Annotated in this window: 15 protein-coding genes; 8 read left to right on the top strand and 7 right to left on the bottom strand. The window is 72.8% G+C overall.

The window, feature by feature from the left end; translation table 11 throughout:
- Positions 1 to 6: 6 nt before the first annotated feature.
- The 4 genes from AB0L00_RS03030 to AB0L00_RS03015 all read right to left on the bottom strand — a co-directional run bounded on the left by AB0L00_RS03030 (position 7) and on the right by AB0L00_RS03015 (position 4802).
- Positions 7 to 2556, bottom strand: a complete 2550-nt coding sequence (locus tag AB0L00_RS03030) for an FtsK/SpoIIIE domain-containing protein (RefSeq protein WP_364427502.1) — start codon at positions 2554 to 2556, stop codon at positions 7 to 9.
- 78 nt (positions 2557 to 2634) lie between these two features.
- A complete protein-coding gene (locus tag AB0L00_RS03025) occupies positions 2635 to 2895 on the bottom strand; it encodes a hypothetical protein (RefSeq protein ID WP_345353242.1) in 261 nt (86 codons plus the stop codon).
- 105 nt (positions 2896 to 3000) lie between these two features.
- Positions 3001 to 3846, bottom strand: a complete 846-nt coding sequence (locus AB0L00_RS03020) for a biotin--[acetyl-CoA-carboxylase] ligase (protein WP_364427500.1) — start codon at positions 3844 to 3846, stop codon at positions 3001 to 3003.
- 80 nt (positions 3847 to 3926) lie between these two features.
- Positions 3927 to 4802 (bottom strand): sigma-70 family RNA polymerase sigma factor, encoded by an 876-nt coding sequence (locus AB0L00_RS03015; RefSeq protein WP_364427497.1) that lies wholly within the window; start codon positions 4800 to 4802, stop codon positions 3927 to 3929.
- 74 nt (positions 4803 to 4876) lie between these two features.
- Between AB0L00_RS03015 and AB0L00_RS03010 the strand changes: the two genes are divergently transcribed.
- Complete coding sequence (locus AB0L00_RS03010; RefSeq protein ID WP_364427495.1) at positions 4877 to 5644, top strand: SDR family oxidoreductase; 768 nt, start codon at positions 4877 to 4879, stop codon at positions 5642 to 5644.
- Positions 5645 to 5660: 16 nt separating this feature from the next.
- On the opposite strand, the gene AB0L00_RS03005 is transcribed toward AB0L00_RS03010, so the two are convergent.
- Entirely contained in the window at positions 5661 to 6638 is a 978-nt protein-coding gene (locus tag AB0L00_RS03005) for an NYN domain-containing protein (protein WP_364406639.1), read from the bottom strand.
- A 264-nt stretch (positions 6639 to 6902) separates the two neighbouring features.
- Here AB0L00_RS03005 and AB0L00_RS03000 point away from each other — a divergent pair, with 264 nt between their 5' ends.
- Genes AB0L00_RS03000 through cydC form a run of 4 tightly spaced genes read left to right on the top strand, consistent with a single transcriptional unit; the run spans position 6903 to position 12802 of the window.
- A complete protein-coding gene (locus AB0L00_RS03000) occupies positions 6903 to 8312 on the top strand; it encodes a cytochrome ubiquinol oxidase subunit I (RefSeq protein ID WP_364427492.1) in 1410 nt (469 codons plus the stop codon).
- Between the two features lie 22 nt (positions 8313 to 8334).
- Positions 8335 to 9381, top strand: a complete 1047-nt coding sequence (cydB, locus tag AB0L00_RS02995; protein WP_364427489.1) for a cytochrome d ubiquinol oxidase subunit II — start codon at positions 8335 to 8337, stop codon at positions 9379 to 9381.
- Entirely contained in the window at positions 9378 to 11036 is a 1659-nt protein-coding gene (cydD, locus tag AB0L00_RS02990; RefSeq protein WP_364427486.1) for a thiol reductant ABC exporter subunit CydD, read from the top strand. Before cydB ends, cydD begins: the two co-directional genes overlap by 4 nt.
- An 11-nt stretch (positions 11037 to 11047) precedes the next feature.
- Complete coding sequence (cydC, locus tag AB0L00_RS02985; RefSeq protein ID WP_364427483.1) at positions 11048 to 12802, top strand: thiol reductant ABC exporter subunit CydC; 1755 nt, start codon at positions 11048 to 11050, stop codon at positions 12800 to 12802.
- A gap of 74 nt (positions 12803 to 12876) precedes the next feature.
- Here the strand turns inward: cydC and AB0L00_RS02980 are convergent, their stop codons facing one another.
- The gene (locus AB0L00_RS02980) at positions 12877 to 13338 is read right to left on the bottom strand and encodes a GNAT family N-acetyltransferase (protein WP_364427481.1); all 462 of its coding nucleotides are present in this window, start codon (positions 13336 to 13338) and stop codon (positions 12877 to 12879) included.
- A 181-nt stretch (positions 13339 to 13519) separates the two neighbouring features.
- On the bottom strand, positions 13520 to 16096 hold the full coding sequence (locus AB0L00_RS02975) for a phosphoenolpyruvate carboxylase (RefSeq protein WP_364428973.1): 2577 nt from the start codon (positions 16094 to 16096) through the stop codon (positions 13520 to 13522).
- A 155-nt stretch (positions 16097 to 16251) separates the two neighbouring features.
- Here AB0L00_RS02975 and AB0L00_RS02970 point away from each other — a divergent pair, with 155 nt between their 5' ends.
- From AB0L00_RS02970 to AB0L00_RS02960, 3 genes are all read left to right on the top strand, one after another.
- Positions 16252 to 17856: an acyl-CoA carboxylase subunit beta gene (locus AB0L00_RS02970; RefSeq protein ID WP_364427478.1), complete on the top strand. Its 1605-nt coding sequence runs from the start codon at positions 16252 to 16254 to the stop codon at positions 17854 to 17856.
- A gap of 11 nt (positions 17857 to 17867) precedes the next feature.
- Positions 17868 to 18083: an acyl-CoA carboxylase subunit epsilon gene (locus AB0L00_RS02965; RefSeq protein WP_364427475.1), complete on the top strand. Its 216-nt coding sequence runs from the start codon at positions 17868 to 17870 to the stop codon at positions 18081 to 18083.
- 77 nt (positions 18084 to 18160) lie between these two features.
- Positions 18161 to 18454 carry a type II toxin-antitoxin system Phd/YefM family antitoxin gene (locus tag AB0L00_RS02960; protein ID WP_364427472.1) on the top strand — a complete coding sequence of 98 codons (294 nt, stop codon included), beginning with the start codon at positions 18161 to 18163 and terminating at the stop codon, positions 18452 to 18454.
- The last annotated feature ends 5 nt before the right edge of the window (positions 18455 to 18459 follow it).

Genomic DNA, 18459 nt, shown 5'->3' with positions numbered 1-18459 from the left:
CCGCCCTCACCCGGCACCGTCCCCGGACTCGCTCATCACCTCGAACGGGATGATCGGCTGGGGCGGCACGCCGGTGCGCTGGTCGTGGAACAGCGCCCGCCGGTGACGCGGGCTCCAGCTCAGCAGCTGACCGCCCGGCAGCGGCGACAGCTCACTGTCCCGTACGTCCAGGGCGACCCACGCGTCCATGTTGCGGACCGACCCGACGCGCTCGACGACGTCGGCCTTGAGCCGGTCCGTCGTCCGCCACCAGCCGAGCACGTGCATCCGGCGTTCCGGGCCGTGCTCGACGAGGCGGCGGATCGCCCGGCGCAGGTCGTCCGAGCGGCCGGTCCCGGCGTCCACCGCGAACAGCGCGAGATACTCGGGCACGTCCCGGTCGGCGGGCTCGGGCAGGTCGCCGCCGAGCGTCACCTCGTGGCCGTCGTCGGCCAGTCGCCGGGCCAGCAGCCCGACCCGTGGCTCGAGCTGCTCGTCCAGCGCGTACAGCCGGAAGACCGCCGACCCGGGCGGGTGCCCGCGGGACAGCGACAGCACCGCCGAGGCCAGCACGTCGTACGCCTCGTCGGCGCGGGTGCCGACCACCGCGAGGTTGCGGCCGGGCGCGCGATCGAAGCGCACGGTCGCCGGGCTGCCGGCCAGGTCGATGAGCTGGCCGACCGCGCTCTCGCCCGGCGGCAGGACCGGCGCGGTCATCAGCTCGGGCACATGCGCGCCGTCGAAGATGCGGGGCGGCGCGAGGTGCTCGGGGCGGCGCTGCCACAGTTCCCGCTGCAGCGCGTCGAACGTGCCCGCGACGCCGGCGTCCGGCAGCCGGGCGATGCGGTTGGCCTGCCGCGCGCCCGACTCGGGGTTCACGACCGCGCAGAAGCGCGCGACCTGCGACGCGGCGAAGTTGTCGTCGGCGAGGATGCGGCGCGCCTTGGGCAGCGCGATCCGCAGCGTGAACTGGTCGAGGATGGCCCCGCGCCCCCACAGCGACTGCACGCCGCTGACGTTCTGGCTGGCCAGGACGAGGTGGATGCCCTGGGACCGGCCCCGGCGGGCCAGGTCGTTGAGGAGGTACAGCGACTCGTCGGTGATCTTGTCCTGCTGCTGGATCAGCACCTGGAACTCATCGATCACCGCGACGATGCGCGGCCAGTGCCCGTCCGGGTCGACGGCCCGCAGCTCCTCCAGTTTGGTGACCTCGTGCTCGCGGGCGGCGGCGCCCCGGCGCTCCAGCTCGCGGGCCAGGAAGCGCAGCAGCGCCAGGCCGAACTCCCGGTCGTTGTTGATGTTCACGCCGATGAGCCGGGCGTGCGGCAGCCACGTCTTGTCGGTACGGCCGCTGGCCAGGCGGGCGAACGACACGCCCTCCTTGAAATCCAGCAGGTAGAACTCCAGCTCGTCGGGTGAGTACCGCGCCGCCATCGACCCGATCATGGCGTAGAGGAAGTTCGTCTTGCCGGAGCCGGGCGGACCGCCGACGAGCGCGTGCACCGGGTCGTCGCCGAGGAAGACCTCCACCGGCTCGTACCGGTCGACGTCCTCGCCGATCGGGGCGCGCACCCCGGCCGCCGACGACTCGCTCCACATCCGGTGCGGGACGAGCTCGGCGAAGCGCGGCGGGTCGCGTTCGATGCCCGCCCAGCGGGCGGCGCGCTCGCACACCGCGCGGACCAGCTCGGGCGGCGGCGGCTCGACCGTCACCTCCAGCTCGCCGGTCATCGAGGTGGTGACGCGGCCGTCCGCCGTGATGTCGACCGCCTCGATGCCCGGCGCGTCCTCGACCGGCACGTCACGGCAGATCACGTGGATGCCGCAGGCCGCGCCGGCGTGCATCACGCTGGTCAGGTGGGCGACCTCGTCGTCGCGGAGGCCGCGCACCGGGCTCTGCACGATCACGACCTGCCACGGCTCGGGGCGCCGGCCGGTGGCCGCGGCCAGCTCCGCGAGCGAGGAGTGCCCGCCGCCGAGCACGTCGCGCTGGATGCGCCGGATGTCGCGGTCCAGCGAGCCGAGGAGGTCCTTGAACTCCTCGACGCCGTACACGGTGAGCAGCCCCGGCCGGGACAGCGCGTGGAAGCCGCCGAGCCCCGCCCCGAGGCGCCGCGGGTCGTACAGGCTCACCCGTACGGAGCCGGGCCGCGTCGTGGCGACGATCCGGACGAGCAGCGCGTCGACGACGGCGTCGGCGACCGGCGTCTGGCCCCCGGTGATCCTCAGGTGGCCGGAGTCCAGCAGCGGGACGAGGGCGGGAACCTCACCGGCGGCCGTGCCGACGCGGTACAGGCACGGCCCGGAGTCGGCCGGCTCCGGCTCGGCCGGCCAGTCGGTCCAGGGCGCGGACGCGGCGCCGGGCGCGGCCTCGGCGGCCAGCTCCCGCCAGCCGGCGACCGCCGCCGCGGTCTCCGGGCCGCTGGTCGCCGCGACGTCCCGGCGGCTCTGCTCGACCGCGGCCTCGGCCTCGGCGATCTCTTCGTCGAGCCTGCTCCTGCGGGCGCGGATGGCACCACGCGCCTGCCGGATGTCCTTGCGCACGGCGGCAACGAGATCGCCGGGCTTGAGCGTCATGTGGGGGTTCCTGCGGCTTTCACGCAGAGGGCGGTGGGCGATGGACCTCGGTCGGGGACGTGCTGGTGTGCGGTCGCCTCAGAGCCCCTCTGCGTAGGCGTTCGCCTCTTCGATCGCGGCGGCGATCTGCTTCTGGCACTCCTCGATGCTCTCGACCGCCTGCCCCATCGCGCCCAGCGCACCGCTCAGGGCATCGTGCTCACTCCCCTGTGCCACGGCGATGAGGTACTGCAGCGCCGACTCGGCTCGGCCGCCCGCCTGGACGAGCAGCTGCACGGCCTGCTCGGCCTCTTCGCCGGCCTGGGCGATGGCGCCCTTGAGCTCAGCCACACTGGCCATGCAACGACCTCCGGAGGATGGGGATAGCCCAATTAAACCGGCGTGTCGCGGACCGGTCCAGTTGAGTGAGGCTCACAGAGTGTCCGGTGGATCAGCTGATGCCCACTAGCGGACGTGGACGACGTCGCCGGCGCTGAGCGCGTGGTCGCCGTCGGCCGCGCGGACGACCAGGCACCCGTTCTCGTCGACGTCCACGGCCTCCCCGGTCAGGACGCCGTCCGGCGCGCCCGGGGCGCCGCCGGGCAGCTGCACGCGCACCTGACGGCCCAGCGTCGCGCACACCTCGCGGTACGCGTCCCGGAGCGCCCCCTCGTTCCACTCCCCGCAGAACTCGAGGTACCGGCCCGCCAGCTCGCGCAGGATCGCGCGGAGCACCGGGTCGCGGTCGGCGGGGGCGTCCTCCAGCGTGAGCGAGGTCGCGGTGGGCACCGGCAGCTCGTCGGCGCGCAGGCTGACGTTCAGCCCGATGCCGAGCACGACGGCGTCGCCCGCGCGCTCGGCGAGGATCCCGGCGAGCTTGCGGCCGTTGATCAGCACGTCGTTCGGCCACTTCAGCGCCGCGTCGGCCATCCCGCCGCGCGACGCCCCCTCGATCTCGGCGAACCCGCGCAGGGCGCGTACCACCGCCACCCCGGCCACGAGCGGCAGCCAGCCGAGCCGGGCGACCGGTACGGGAGGCCGCAGCAGCACCGAGAAGGCCAGTCCCGAACGCGGCGGGGCGGTCCACGCCCGGTCGAGGCGGCCGCGCCCGGCCGTCTGCGCCTCGGCGACGAGGACCAGGCCCTCCTCCGCGCCGGCCCGGGCCTGCTCCGCCAGGTCGGCGTTGGTCGAGCCGGTCTCGGCGACCACCCGGATCCGCCGCCACAGCCCGTCGGGCTGGACGAGGGCGCGGTTCAGCGCCCGCTCGTTCAGCGGCGGACGGTCCAGATCGGTGTACGGCGAAGGGCTCACCTGCCCAGCCTAGGGGGCAGGGAACCGCGCCGGACCGCTGACAAGGAGGCGGGTCGGAGGGCGAGGCCGCGCCGGAGCCGTCAGTCCAGGGTGATGTCGAGGGTTCGGAGGCGGTCCGGGTCGGCGATGATGTCGATGGCGGTGATCGCGCTTCCGGCGAAGGCGAACCGGATGACCACCGAGAGCCTGCCGAGCGGCGCCATGATGAGGGCCGGCCGCCCGTCGACCAGGGCTAGGGCGGTGAAGCGGGCGCGGGGGGTCGCGGCGACGGCGCTTCTGGCGACGGCCAGGGCGCCTTGCAGGGTGAGGGGTCTGCCGGCGCCGGTGACCGCCGCGTCGGCGCGGAGCTCGACCTCGGGGTCGAGCAGGGTCAGCAGCGCCTCGAAGTCCCCGGTCCGCGTCGCCGTCAGGTAGGCCTCGACGGCGTGCCGCCGGCGGGCCGGATCCGCAGCCTGCGGCCCGGTGCCGCGCACCTTGGCGCGGGCCCGGCTGGCGAGCTGCCGGACGGCGGCGGGGCTGCGCTCCATCATCCGCGCGATGTCGTCGAAGGCCACGTCGAACATGTCGTGCAGGACGAACGCGATCCGCTCCGCCGGGCTCAGCCGGTCGAGCACGACCAGCATCGCCAGCCCGACCGAGTCGGCCAGCTCGGCCTCCTCCTGGGGGATCCGGTCCTCGTCGGCCGCGCCGAGCCAGTCGGCGGTGAAGCTTTCCAGGGACTCCTCGCGCCGGGTCTGGCGCGCCCGGAGCAGGTTGAGACAGACGCGGGTGACCACGGTCGTCAGCCAGGCCGCCAGGTTCTCGATCTGTGTCAGGTCGGTCCGGTCGAACCGCAGCCAGGCCTCCTGGACCGCGTCGTCCGCCTCGGCGCCGGAGCCGAGCATCCGGTAGGCGAGCGCCCGCAGCCGGGGTCGCTCCACCTCGAATCCGTCGAGTGACGAAGAATCCTGGATCACCGTGTCACATTCCTGAGCCCGGCCGGGTCGTAGCCGTGTAGCACCGCAAATCTACACAGCAGGAAGATCAAGGGATGTCCAACACCATTCTGGTCACCGGCGGCACGGGGCTTCTCGGCTCGCAGGTGGTCCCGCTCCTCCGGCGGGCCGGACACGAGGTCCGGGTGCTGAGCCGCCACGACCGGCAGCCGGGCGACGGCGTGGAGTACGTGGCCGTCGACCTGCTGAGCGGGGACGGCCTCGAGGAGGCGCTCGACGGGGTACGGACCGTGCTGCACCTGGCCGGCGGGCCCAAGGGCGACGACGCCGCCACCCGGAACCTGGTTCAGGCCGCCAAGCGTGCGGGCACCGTGGAACACCTGGTGCTCATCTCGGTCATCGGCGCGGACGCCGTGCCGATCGGCTACTTCGCCCGTAAGGCGGAGGCCGAGCGGATCGTGGCCGCCTCCGGCATCCCGTACACGATCCTGCGCGCCGCGCAGTTCCACGAGCTGGCGCTGAAGACGGTTCGGGCCATGGCGAAGGCGCCGGTCCTGCCGGCGCCCGGCGGGATCCGCTGGCAGCCGGTCGCCTCCGGCGAGGTGGCGGCCCGGCTGGCCGAGCTGACCCTGGGCACCCCGGCGGGCCGCGTCCCCGACCTGGCCGGACCGCGCGTCTACACCTTGGAGGAGCTGCAGCGCGGTTACCTGGCCGCCGTGGGCAAGCGCCGGATGCGGCTGCCGATCCGCGTCCCGGGCAAGGTCGGCAAGGCCTACCGGTCGGGGGCCAACCTCACCCTGGACGCGCCTACCGGCAGCGACACCTGGGAGCGGTTCCTGACCGCCCAGACCACCGGCGGGTGAGCGGCGAAGGGGGCCGTCAGCGGGGGGCCTTGCCGGAGATGCCGACGCCGAAGTCGAACTCGCGGTAGACGCGCGCCCAGAAGCCCTCCCGCAGCCAGTCGCGGGCCTCCTTGTAGGGGCGCAGCGAGTGGCCGAGCTCCTTCTCGCCCTCGATCAGCAGCTCCTTGTCGATGACCGTGGGCAGGATCGGGCCGGGCAGCAGGTCGCGGATGTTGTCCCGGCCGCGGGTGAGGATCCACTTGTGCGCGATGTGCTCGCCGATCTCCTCGACTCGGTCGCGGCTGGGACCCAGTTTGGCGACCGGGCTCGGCTGCGCCGGGCGGACCGGCGGCGGGGCCGGCTTCGGCGGCCGGGCGCCGAAGACCGCGGTGGGCGACGGGATCGGCGGCGTGACGGGCGGCTCCGGGGCCGTCTCGCGGGAGGTGTCGAGCGTGAAGTACGGCTTGACGAAGTCGGCGTTCACCACGTCGACGGTGTCGGATTCCCAGATCAGCCGCTCGGCCTGGTTGGTGCCGTACGGCGGCTCGACGCCCCACAGGTGGATGAGGACCCCGTAGGTCTGCGCGGCCTCCACGGCCGGGAGCATGTCCTCGTCGCCGGCCAGCAGGATGGCGTCGGTGACGGCGCCGTGCCGGGCGAGCGTCTCCAGGTCCTCGCGGATCTGGGCGTCGACGCCCTTCTGCTGGTTGTGCTTGTTGAGATTGCCGAGCCGGAGCTTCACCTGGGGCAGCGGCGCCACGACCCGCTGGTCGATCGTCGGCACCCGGTCGCGGGCCGCGTCGAACCAGTAGATGCGCAGCAGCTCACCGCGCATGCAGGTGGCCGCTCGACCCTGGAGTGCCTTGATGAGGCCCTCGGCGTCCACCCGGTAGGAGCGGCGGGAGGAGACGCCGAACAGGAGGTCACCCGCCGCGGCGTAGAGATACCCCACGTCTACGAGGATCGCGTAGCGCGGCAGCGGCGACGGTTGAGACACGGACTCGCGAACAGTCATCACCTATGACTTTAGGTGAAGATCAGCCCCCCGTCCTCGGTTGTGCCGCCTTTCTGGCCGCTCAGCGGTGCTTTCGCACGTGAACGGCACACCGAACGCCGACACGCCGCCGTCCGGTCGCGCGGTATCCCGGAATCGGTGCGGCCCGTTATCCGCGCGCAGCACTGTGATCGACGTAACGGAGCACCCGGGGACGACGCGCCATAGGATCTACTACGAGAGGTAGTACTACGAGATGTAGTAGATGAACGGAGGGCCGCGGGGATGAACCCGCTCGACATCGCCCGGTGGCAGTTCGGGATCACGACCGTCTACCACTTCCTGTTCGTACCCCTGACGATCGGCCTGTCCGCACTCGTGGCGGGCCTGCAGACGGCATGGGTGCGGACCGGGGCCACGGGGTACCTCCGCGCGACGAAGTTCTGGGGGAAGCTCCTCCTGATCAACTTCGCGATGGGGATCGTCACCGGCATCGTGCAGGAGTTCCAGTTCGGGATGAACTGGAGCGCCTACTCCCGGTTCGTCGGTGACGTGTTCGGCGCGCCGCTGGCCCTGGAGGGACTGCTCGCCTTCTTCCTCGAGTCGACCTTCCTCGGCCTGTGGATCTTCGGCTGGGACAAGCTACCGAAGAAGATCCACCTGGCCTGCATCTGGATCGTCTCCGTCGGAACCCTGCTGTCGGCGTACTTCATCCTCGCCGCCAACTCCTGGATGCAGCACCCGGTCGGCTACCACCTCGACCCGGCGACCGGACGCGCCCGACTGACCGACTTCTGGGCCGTGCTGACCAACTCGACGATGCTCGTCGCGTTCCCGCACACGATCACCGCGGCCTTCGTCACGGCGGGCCTGTTCATGGTCGGCATCAGCGCGTGGCACCTGGCCCGGCGCCGGCACGTCGAGGTCTTCCGGCCGTCGATGAAGATCGCCTTGGCCGTCACACTGATCGCCTCGATCGGCGTCGCCGTCACCGGTGACCTGCAGGGCAAGGTCATGACGAGGCAGCAGCCGATGAAGATGGCCGCGGCGGAGGCCCTGTACAGGACGGCACAGCCCGCGTCGTTCTCCCTGTTCACCATCGGCACCCTCGACGGCCGCAAGGAGATCTTCGGCGTCAAGGTCCCGCGGGTCCTGTCGTTCCTCGCCACCGGGGACTTCGACGGCAAGGTCGACGGCATCGACGACGTGCAGGCCGCCGAGCAGGCGAAATACGGTCCGGGCGACTACCGGCCGGTCGTCCCGGTGACCTACTGGAACTTCCGGATCATGGCCGGCATCGGGCTCCTCACCGCGTTCCTCGCCCTGCTCGGCCTGGTGCTCATGCGCCGCGGACGGCTGCCGCGCAACCGGTGGGTGTGGCGCGCCGGCGTGCTGTCGCTCGCCCTGCCGTTCGTCGGCAACTCCGCCGGCTGGATCTTCACCGAGATGGGCCGCCAGCCCTGGTCCGTCTACGGCGTCATGAAGACCTCCGCGAGCGTCTCACCGGGCGTCTCGGCCACGTCGATGCTCATCTCCGTCCTCGCGCTGACCGCGCTGTACGCCGTGCTGATCGTCATCGAGACCGGGCTGATGGTGCGGTACGTCAAGGCCGGCCCGCCCTCCGAAGAGGACGTCGCGCCACCCCCGCCCGGCGACGACGCCTCCGCCGAACAGTCGCTCACCTTCGCCTACTGACCTACTGACAAGGGGTTGCGCCATGGAGGCCACGACCGTCTGGTTCGTCGCCATCGCCTTCCTGTGGACCGGCTACTTCTTCCTGGAGGGGTTCGACTTCGGCGTCGGCGCCCTGCTACCGGTGCTCGGCCGCGACGACACCGAGCGCCGCGTCCTGCTCAACGCCATCGGACCGGTCTGGGACGGCAACGAGGTCTGGTTCATCGTCGCCGGGGCCGGGACGTTCGCCGCGTTCCCGGAGTGGTACGCCACCCTCTTCAGCGGGTTCTACCTGCCGCTGCTGGCGATCCTGCTCGCGCTGATCGTGCGCGGCGTGGCGTTCGAGTACCGCGGCAAGCGGGACGAACCCCACTGGCGCCGCCGTTGGGACCGCGCCATCTTCTGGGGCAGCGTCGTCCCGGCGTTCGTGTGGGGCGTGATCTTCGCGAACCTGAGCCGCGGGGTCGCGCTGGACGCCAAGCACGAGTACGTCGGCACCCTCACCGACCTCCTCAACCCGTACGCGCTGCTCGGCGGGCTCACCACGCTCACGCTGTTCGTGCTGCACGGCGCGGTGTTCCTGGCGCTCAAGACGGCCGGGGACGTGCGCGCCCGGGCCGTCCGGATCGCCCGGGTCGCCGTGGTCGCCGCCATCGCGGTGGGCGGGACGTTCCTGCTCATCACGCAGCTGCAGCACGGCAAGCCGGTCACCTGGGCCACCGTGACGGTCGCCGCCGCCGGTCTGGTCGGCGCGGCGGTCGCGGTCGCCCGCGGTCGCGACGGCTGGGCGTTCATCGGCACGGGCGCGGCCATCGTGTTCGCCGTGGTGACCCTGTTCGCCGCGCTGTTCCCGGACGTCATGCCGTCGACGATCACCGCCGCGAACAGCCTCACCACGACCAACGCCGCCTCGTCCCCGTACACGCTCAAGATCATGACGATCTCGGCGGTCGTGTTCACGCCGCTCGTCGTGCTCTACCAGGGCTGGACGTACTGGGTGTTCCGGCGGCGCATCGACGCCTCGCACATCCCGCAGCCGACGCGGCCGACCGAGCCGGAGCCGACGAAGGACCCGGAGCCGGCGAGATGAGGCCATTCGACCCCCGGCTGCTGAGGTACGCCCGCACGACGCGGGCGTACCTGGCCCTGTCGGTGATCCTCGGCACCGCCACCGCCGGCCTGGTCATCGCCCAGGCGGCGCTGCTCGCGGGCCTGATCGCCGACGCGTTCCTCGGCGGCGCCACGCTCGCCGCGTCCCGTACGCCGTTGCTGCTCCTCCTCGCCGTCGTCGCCGGCCGGGCGCTGGTCGCCTGGCTGCAGGAGGTGGCCGCGCACCGCACGTCCGCCGCCGTGAAGTCGCGGCTGCGCGGGCTGCTGCTCGAACGGGCGGTGGCACTCGGCCCGCGGTGGCTGTCCGGCGAGCGCAGCGGTGAGCTCGCCACCCTCGCCACCCGGGGGATCGACGCGCTGGACGCCTACTTCTCCCGCTACCTGCCGCAGCTCGTGCTCGCCGTGCTCGTCCCGGCGGCGGTGGGCGCGCGGATCCTGTTCGGCGACTGGTCGTCCGCGCTGATCATCGCGCTGACGCTCCCGCTCATCCCGATCTTCGCGATCCTCGTGGGGCTGGCCGCCCAGCGGAAGATGGACCGCCAGTGGCGCACGCTGTCCCTGCTGTCGGGGCACTTCCTCGACGTCGTCGCGGGCCTGCCGACCTTGAAGGTGTTCGGCCGGGCCAAGGCGCAGGCGCGCGCGATCCGCGAAGTCACCGGCCGGTACCGCACGGAGACCATGGCGAGCCTGCGGGTGGCGTTCCTGTCCGCGCTGGTGCTGGAGATGCTCTCGACGATCTCCGTCGCGCTCGTCGCCGTCTCGATCGGCCTGCGGCTGGTCGACGGGGAGGTCGGCCTGCGGACCGCACTGCTCGTCCTGATCCTCGCGCCGGAGGCGTACCTTCCGCTGCGCCAGGTCGGCGCGCAGTACCACGCCAGCGTCGAGGGGCTCACCGCCGCCCAGCGGATCTTCGAGGTGATCGAGACGCCGCTCCCGCGCCACGGCGCCCGGACCGACGTTCCCGACCCGGCGGCCACGCCGCTCCGCCTGGAAGGAGTCACGGTCGCGTACGAGGGCCGGGACGAGCCCGCGCTCGACGGCTTCTCGCTCGTCGTACGCCCGGGCGAGACCGTCGCCCTGACCGGGCCGAGCGGGTCCGGCAAGTCGACGCTGCTCGCGGTGCTCCTCGGCTTCGTCCGCCCGGACGCCGGGCGGGTCCTCCTCGGCGGGACCGACCTGGCCGACCTCGACCCGGACGCCTGGCGGTCACGGATCGCCTGGGTCCCTCAGCGGCCGTACCTGTTCGCGGGGACGGTCGCCGACAACATCCGGCTGGGCCGCCCCGACGCCTCCGACGACGAGGTACGGCGCGCGGCGCGCGACGCGTTCGCCGAGGAGTTCGTCGACGCGCTGCCAGAGGGGTTCGCCACTCGGCTCGGCGATCGCGGGACCGGCCTGTCCGCCGGGCAACGGCAGCGGATCGCCCTGGCACGGGCGTTCCTGCGCGACGCGCCCATCCTGCTGCTGGACGAGCCGACGTCCGGTCTGGACGCCGAGAGCGAGGCGGCCGTGATCGACGCGGTACGGCGCCTGGCGGCCGGGCGCACGGTCGTCCTGGTCGCGCACCGGCCGGCCCTGGCCGACCTCGCCGACCGCGTGGTGCGCGTCGGAGGAGTGCTGGAGGCGGCGGCATGAGGAGCGCTGTCATGGGGGAAGGACGGGGACCAGTGCTGCGGCTGCTCGCGGCGGGTCGTCCGGCGGGCGGGCGGCTGGGGCTCGCCGCGCTGTTCGGGGCGCTGGCGCTGGGCAGCGGGGTCGGGCTGATGGCGACGTCGGCCTGGCTGATCTCGCGGGCCGCGCAGCACCCGCCGGTGCTGGTGCTGATGGTCGCGATCGTGGCGGTGCGGGCGTTCGGCATCGGGCGGGGCGTCTTCCGGTACGCCGAACGGCTGATCGGGCACGACGCGACGTTCCGGATCCTCGCCGACCTGCGGGTCCGGGTGTACGAGCGCCTGGAGCGGCTCGTGCCGGCCGGGCTGCCGCGGGTGCGCGGCGGCGACCTGCTCGGCCGGCTCGTGGCCGACGTCGACGCCGTTCAGGACCTCTACCTGCGCGTGCTGCTGCCCTCCGCCGCCGCCGTCCTCGTCGGCGGGGCGTCGGTGGGCCTCGCGTGGAGCCTGCTGCCGTCCGCCGGCGTTCTCCTGCTGGCCGGCCTGCTGCTGGCGGGCGTCGTCGCCCCGTGGCTGTCGGCCGCCATGGCGCGGCGGGCGGAGCACCGGACGGCCGATCTGCGCGGCGAGCTGACCGCGCACGTGGTCGACGTGCTGCACGGGGCGCCGGAGCTCGTGGCCTACGGCGCCGCCGCCGACCGGCTCGCGACGGCCGCGCGGCTGGACGACGGCCTCACCCGGGCGGCGGCCCGGTCCTCCGCGACGGCGGGGGCGGGCGCGGCCGTCACGGCGCTGGCCGGCGGGCTCGCCGTCTGGGGCGCCCTCGTCGTCGCCATCCCGGCCGTGCGGTCCGGGCACCTCGACGGGACGCTGCTCGCCGTGGTCGCCCTGCTCCCCCTGGCGGCGTTCGAGGTGGTGGCGGGCCTGCCGCTCGCCGCGCAGCAGTTGCAGCGGGTCCGCCGGTCGGCCGCCCGCGTCTTCGCCGTGCTCGACCGCGAGGAACCGGTGCGCGACCCCGCCGCGCCGGTCCCGCTCCCCGAGCCGCCGTACGCCCTGCGCGTCACCGACGTGCGCGCCCGGTGGACGCCCGACGGGCCGTACGCCCTCGACGGCGTCTCCCTGGACCTCACGCCGGGCCGGCGGTGCGCGGTGGTCGGGCCGAGCGGGTCCGGCAAGACCACGCTGACCGCCGTGCTGCTGCGCCTCCTCGCGCATGAGTCGGGCCTGGTGGCGCTGAACGGCGTCGAGCTGAGTGAACCGACCGGGGACGACGTGCGCCGCGTGGTCGGGCTGTGCGGCCAGGACGCGTACCTGTTCGACACGACGATCGGGGAGAACCTCCGGCTCGCCCGGCGGTCCGCCACCGACGAGGAGATCCGCGACGCGCTGCGCCGGGCCCGGCTGCTGGACTGGGTGGAGGCGCTGCCACGGGGGCTGGACACCCGCGTCGGGGAGGAGGGTGCCCAGGTCTCCGGTGGGCAGCGGCAGCGCATCGCGCTGGCCCGCGTGCTGCTGGCCGACTTCCCCGTGCTGCTGCTCGACGAGCCGGCCGAGCACCTCGACGTCGCGACCGCCGACGAGCTCACCGCCGACCTGCTGGCGGCCACGGAGGGCCGCACCACCCTGCTCGTCACCCACCGCCTGGCCGGGCTGGACGCCGTCGACGAGATCGTGGTGCTCGACGGCGGCCGGGTGGTGCAGCGCGGCGGCCACGCGGACCTGCTGGCCCGGCCGGGACCGTACCGCGCGATGTGGGACCGCGAACGCCGGCACGACCACGCACTCCGCTGAGCGGCCGGTGCCGGCCGGTGGCCTTCGGGGCAGGACCGGGACTCGGCGTCAGGGCGGGCGCGGACGCCGCCGCGTCAGACGCGGTCGAATTCCGGGCGCAGGTCCTTGCGCATGTGGACGGCATTGCGGCCTTCGATGCTCTCCCGGCCCGTCCGCCGGTAGCCGAGGGACTCGTACAGGCCGATGTTGGAGGTCATCTTCTCGTTGGTGTACAGCCGCACCGCGGGCAGCCCGAGCGACCGGGCGCGGAACTCGGCGAAGGCCAGAAGCCGGTGCCCCAGCCCCCGGCCCTGGCGGTCGGGGCGGACCGCGACGTTCTCCACGAGAAGCGTCCCTTCCTCGGGGACAAGGACGATCAACCCGTCGACCTCGTCGTACTCGAGCACGTACACGCGCCCCTCAGAGATCAGCTCCCCGTAGTCCGCGACGAGCGGCAGGGGTTCCACGCCGATCACCGGGATCCACGGGTCGTACGCCACCTTGACGATCGCCTCTACCGCGTCCTGGTCGACGGCTTCGGCCAGCCTGATGCCCATGCCCTTCCCTAACCGTCAGATCGACGAGAATCATCCGAATCTACCCGACGCGACTCGCAAGATCGGTGCGGACGTCTCTCCAGCGGCCGGGCCAGGGCGTTCCGCCTGCGGTCCGTACATGACGAACGCCGCCGGCCCGCCCTGGGGGCGTGGCCGGCGGCGTACCGTCGGGACTTGCGGATCAGCCGGTGTTCTGAAGGCCCGCCGCGACCCCGCCGGCGGCGAGGAGCAGCAGGTCCTCGATCCGCTCGCGCTCGGCGTCGTCCTCGATCCCGGCCCGCAACTCCTTCAGCGCGCGCAGCTGGAGGTGGGACAGCGCGTCGACGTACGGGTTGCGCAGCTCGACCGCGCGGGACAGCACCCGGCGGTTCTCCAGGAGCCGGGTGTGCCCGGTGACCTCCAGGACCAGGGAGCTCGTGCGGTCGTACTCGGCCAGCACCGTCTCGGCCAGCTCCGGGCGGTCGCCGAGGGCGAGGTAGCGCTCGGCGATCGCGCGGTCCGTCTTGGCCAGGCTCATCTCGGCGTTGTCCAGCAGCGCGGCGAACAGCGGCCATGAGCCGTACGCCTCGCGCAGGGCGTCCAGGTCCTCGGCGGCGGCCAGGCCGCTGCCCAGGCCGTACCAGCCCGGCAGGTTGACCCGCGTCTGCGTCCAGGAGAACACCCAGGGGATCGCCCGCAGGTCGTCCAGCGAGGTCGTCGCCTTGCGGCGGGACGGCCGGGAGCCGAGCCGCAGGTTGCCCAGCTCGTTCAGCGGGCTGACGTGGGCGAACCACTCCGGGAAGCCCGGCGACTCCACCAGCGACCGGAACGTCCGCTCGGCGGCCGCGCTGATCTTGTCGGCGAGCGGCCGGAACCGCTCGGCGGCGGCCAGCGCGTGCTCCTGCACCGCCGGAGTGGAGGCGAGCAGGACGGCGTTCGCGACCTGCTCGACGTGGCGCTGGGCGATCTCCGCGTGGCCGTACCGCGCGAAGATGACCTCACCCTGCTCGGTCACCTTGAACCGGCCGGCGACCGAGCCCGGCGCCTGCGCCAGCACCGCGCGGTTGGCCGGACCGCCGCCGCGCCCGAGCGCGCCACCGCGCCCGTGGAACATCGTCAGCTTCACGTCGTGCCGGTCCGCCCAGGCCGCGAGCGCGGCCTGCGTGTCGTACAGCTTGAGGGTCGCCGTCGTCGGACCGAGCTGCTTGGCCGAGTCGGAGTAGCCGAGCATGACCTCCATGCGGCGGCCGGTCTCCAGCAGGCGGCGGCGCACCGGCGCGAGGTGCAGCATGCCGTCCAGCACGGCCGGGGACCGGTCGAGGTCCTCGCCGGTCTCGAACAGCGGCACGACGTCGAGCACCGGCGCCCGGCCGCCGAGCGCGGCCGCCTCGGCCAGCTCGTACACGGCGGCCACGTCGTCGGCGGTGCGGGTGAAGGAGATGACGTAGCGGCGGCAGGCGTTCACGCCGAACCGCTCCTGCACCCAGGCGATCACCCGCAGGGTGTCCAGGACCTCCTCGGTCTGCTCGCTGAGCGGGCCGCCGGCGCGGACCTCGGCGAGGGCCTTCTCGTGCACCGCGGAGTGCTGGCGGACCTCCAGCTCGGCCAGGTGGAACCCGAAGGTCTCGACCTGCCAGATGAGGTGCTGCAGCTCGCCGTACGCCTGGCGCCGCGCGCCCGCCGCCACCAGGGAGTCCTGGACCAGCCGCAGGTCGGCCAGCAGGTCGGCGGGGCTGCGGTACGCCAGGTCGGCGTGGCGCAGCCGGGTCGCCTGGATCCGCTCGGCGGCGTACAGCAGGAACTGGCGGTGCGGCTCGCCCGGCGAGCGCTTGGCGATCTCGGCGACCTGCTCGGGCTGGGCGGCGCGGGCGGCGGCGAGCGCGCCCCGCAGCGCCTCCGACGGCGGGGTCGTCGTCTCGTGCACGGTCAGCGTGCGGCCGATCCGGACGCAGGCGTTGGCCAGCGCGCGCAGGATGTGGTCGGACTGGACGCCGATGGCCTCCCGCGTGATCTGCGCGGTGACGTACGGGTTGCCGTCCCGGTCGCCGCCGATCCAGCTGCCGTAGTGCAGGAACGGCCGGGCCAGCGGCGCGCGCTCGCCCGTGCCGGGCGCCAGCGCGGCGTCGAGCGAGCGGTAGATCGCCGGCACCACGCGGAAGATCGTCTCGTCGAACATGGCCATGGCGGTGCGGACCTCGTCGAGCGGGTCCGGCTTCGTGCGGCGCAGCTGCGAGGTGCGCCAGAGCAGGTCGATCTCCTCGACCAGCCGGCGGGTGAGCTCCGCGCGCTCCCCGGCGGCCGCGCGCGGGTCGTTCAGCTCGGTGAGCAGCCCGCTGATCCGCAAGATCGCGGTGACGACCGCGCGGCGGCGCGCCTCCGTCGGGTGCGCGGTCAGGACCGGGCGCAGCTCCAGATCGTCCAGCAGCTCGCGGACGCGGTCCGCGCCGATCTCGGCGACCGCGGCGGCGACGGACTCGCGCTGCGGCGTCTCGCCGGTGTCCCGCTCCCGCAGCGTGCGGATGCGCTGGTGCTCCTCGGCGAGGTTGGTCAGGTGGAAGTACACGGTGAACGCGCGGGCCACCAGTTCCGCGCGGTCGATCGTCCAGCCGCCGACGATCGCGGCGACGTCATCGACGGAGGTCTCGCCCCGGCGCGCGGCGATGACCGCGTGCCGTAGGGCCTCGACGTCGTCGAGCAGGCTCTGCCCGCCGTACTCGACGAGAACGTTGCCCAGGAGGGAACCGAGCAACCGGACGTCACGGCGCAGTGGCTCGGGCATCTCCTGCCGAGCGGAGTTTCGAGTCGACACGCACCTCAGGGTAGTTCGTCCCGCAAGGCGATCCGAGTCCGTCTCGCCTGCTGAGAAGCCGCAGCCGACGCTAAGATCGTGCCCCTCCTGGCACGCCGTTCCGGGCGCTGGCTAACCTGGCCTTCATGGCCACGCAAGCTCCTGAGCCGCTGCCCGCGGACGAGATCGACATCCATACCACGGCGGGCAAGATCGCCGACCTGGAGCGCCGCCGGTACGAGGCGGTCCACGCCGGTTCCGCGCGTGCGGTCGAGAAGCAGCACGCCAAGGGCAAGATGACCGCCCGGGAGCGGATCGACGCGTTCCTCGACGAGGGGTCCTTCGTCGAGTTCGACGAACTGGCTCAGCACCGCGCGCACGGCTTCGGCGTCGAGAAGAACCGCCCGTACGGCGACGGCGTCGTCACCGGCCACGGCACGGTCGACGGCCGGCCCGTGGCGATCTTCTCCCAGGACTTCACGGTCGCGGGCGGCTCGCTCGGCGAGGTGTTCGGCGAGAAGATCGTCAAGGTCATGGACCACGCGCTGAAGACCGGCTGCCCGGTCATCGGCATCAACGACTCCGGCGGCGCCCGCATCCAGGAGGGCGTGGTCGCGCTCGGCCTGTACGCCGAGATCTTCAAGCGCAACACCCACGCCTCGGGCGTGATCCCGCAGATCTCCCTGATCATGGGCCCCTGCGCGGGCGGCGCGGTGTACTCCCCCGCCCTCACCGACTTCATCGTCATGGTCGACCAGACCTCGCACATGTTCATCACCGGGCCCGACGTCATCAAGACGGTCACCGGCGAAGAGGTGACGTTCGAGGACCTCGGCGGCGCGCACACCCACAACACCAAGTCCGGCGTCGCGCACTACCAGGCGTCGGACGAGCAGGACGCGCTCGAGTACGTCAAGGCGCTGCTGTCCTACCTGCCGTCGAACAACCTGTCCGACCCGCCCGCGTACGACGCCGCCGCGGCGCTGGAGATCACGGACGAGGACCTCGAGCTCGACACGCTGATCCCTGACTCGCCGAACCAGCCGTACGACATGCACACCGTCATCGAGCACGTCCTCGACGACGAGGAGTTCCTCGAGGTCCACGCGCTGTTCGCGCCGAACATCGTCTGCGGGTTCGGGCGCGTCGAGGGCCGCTCGGTCGGGATCGTCGCCAACCAGCCGATGCACTTCGCCGGCACGCTGGACATCGAGGCGTCGGAGAAGGCCGCACGGTTCGTCCGCACCTGCGACGCGTTCAACATCCCGGTGCTGACCTTTGTCGACGTCCCCGGCTTCCTGCCCGGCACCGACCAGGAGTGGAACGGCATCATCCGGCACGGCGCCAAGCTGCTGTACGCCTACGCCGAGGCCACCGTGCCGCTCGTCACCGTGATCACCCGCAAGGCGTACGGCGGGGCGTACGACGTCATGGGCTCCAAGCACCTCGGCGCGGACATCAACCTGGCGTGGCCGACGGCCCAGATCGCCGTCATGGGCGCGCAGGGCGCGGTGAACATCCTGTACCGCCGCGAACTGGCCGCCGCCGAGGACCCCGACACGCGGCGGGCCGAGCTCATCACCGAGTACGAGGACACCCTCGCCAACCCCTACATCGCCGCCTCACGTGGCTACGTCGACGCCGTGATCAAGCCGTCCGAGACACGCGGTCAGGTCGTGAAGGCGCTGCGCGCGCTCCGCGACAAGCGCAAGACGCTGCCGCCCAAGAAGCACGGCAACATCCCCCTGTAGGAGAGGACCACATGAGCGAGCGCCCCTTCCTGCAGGTGGTGCGCGGAGACGCGACGCCGGAGGAGATCGCCGCCCTGGTCGCGGTGCTGGCCGCCCGGGCCCGGGCCGCCTCGGCGGTCCGGGCGACGCCCCCGGCGCGTCGCTCGGCCTGGGCCGACCGCTCCCGGCAACTCCGCCGCCCCCTCCCCCACGGCCCGGGAGCCTGGCGCACCAGCGCCCTGCCATAGAAACGAACACGTTCAGTGTTCGGGTGGACACGCGACCACCGCCTTGGTCTAGACTGTCTGGACAGAGGGGGGATCGTATGACCACAGCACATGACGGGGAGCCGGCGCAGCACTGGCAGGTCCAGGAGGCGAAGCAGCGCTTCAGCGAGGTCCTGCGTCGGGCCCACGACGAAGGCCCCCAGATCATCACGAGGCACGGGGAAGAGGTGGCGGTCGTCATCGACATGAGCGAATACCGTCACACGCAGGCGAAGAAGATGAGCTTCCACGACTACCTGCTGTCCGGGCCGCCGTTCCCGGACGACTTCGACGACCTCATCAAGCGCGACGAGGACTACGGACGCGACGTGTCGTTCCTCTTCGAGGAGTGAGGGGA

This window comes from Actinoallomurus sp. NPDC052308, from assembly GCF_040679195.1.
GTDB lineage: Bacteria > Actinomycetota > Actinomycetes > Streptosporangiales > Streptosporangiaceae > Actinoallomurus > Actinoallomurus liliacearum.
The sequence above is the reverse complement of the archived record's forward strand: the minus strand, read 5'-3'. Positions and strand labels throughout refer to the sequence as shown.

Bases quoted from the DNA above. Each gene is read 5' to 3' on its own strand.
- AB0L00_RS02970 (WP_364427478.1), top strand. From the start codon at position 16,252: ATGGCCACGCAAGCTCCTGAGCCGCTGCCCGCGGACGAGATCGACATC.
- AB0L00_RS03010 (WP_364427495.1), top strand. From the start codon at position 4,877: ATGTCCAACACCATTCTGGTCACCGGCGGCACGGGGCTTCTCGGCTCG.
- cydB (WP_364427489.1), top strand. From the start codon at position 8,335: ATGGAGGCCACGACCGTCTGGTTCGTCGCCATCGCCTTCCTGTGGACC.
- cydD (WP_364427486.1), top strand. From the start codon at position 9,378: ATGAGGCCATTCGACCCCCGGCTGCTGAGGTACGCCCGCACGACGCGG.
- AB0L00_RS02960 (WP_364427472.1), top strand. From the start codon at position 18,161: ATGACCACAGCACATGACGGGGAGCCGGCGCAGCACTGGCAGGTCCAG.
- AB0L00_RS03000 (WP_364427492.1), top strand. From the start codon at position 6,903: ATGAACCCGCTCGACATCGCCCGGTGGCAGTTCGGGATCACGACCGTC.
- AB0L00_RS02980 (WP_364427481.1), bottom strand. From the start codon at position 13,338: ATGGGCATCAGGCTGGCCGAAGCCGTCGACCAGGACGCGGTAGAGGCG.
- AB0L00_RS02975 (WP_364428973.1), bottom strand. From the start codon at position 16,096: ATGCCCGAGCCACTGCGCCGTGACGTCCGGTTGCTCGGTTCCCTCCTG.
- AB0L00_RS03025 (WP_345353242.1), bottom strand. From the start codon at position 2,895: ATGGCCAGTGTGGCTGAGCTCAAGGGCGCCATCGCCCAGGCCGGCGAA.
- AB0L00_RS02965 (WP_364427475.1), top strand. From the start codon at position 17,868: ATGAGCGAGCGCCCCTTCCTGCAGGTGGTGCGCGGAGACGCGACGCCG.
- AB0L00_RS03005 (WP_364406639.1), bottom strand. From the start codon at position 6,638: ATGACTGTTCGCGAGTCCGTGTCTCAACCGTCGCCGCTGCCGCGCTAC.
- AB0L00_RS03030 (WP_364427502.1), bottom strand. From the start codon at position 2,556: ATGACGCTCAAGCCCGGCGATCTCGTTGCCGCCGTGCGCAAGGACATC.
- cydC (WP_364427483.1), top strand. From the start codon at position 11,048: ATGGGGGAAGGACGGGGACCAGTGCTGCGGCTGCTCGCGGCGGGTCGT.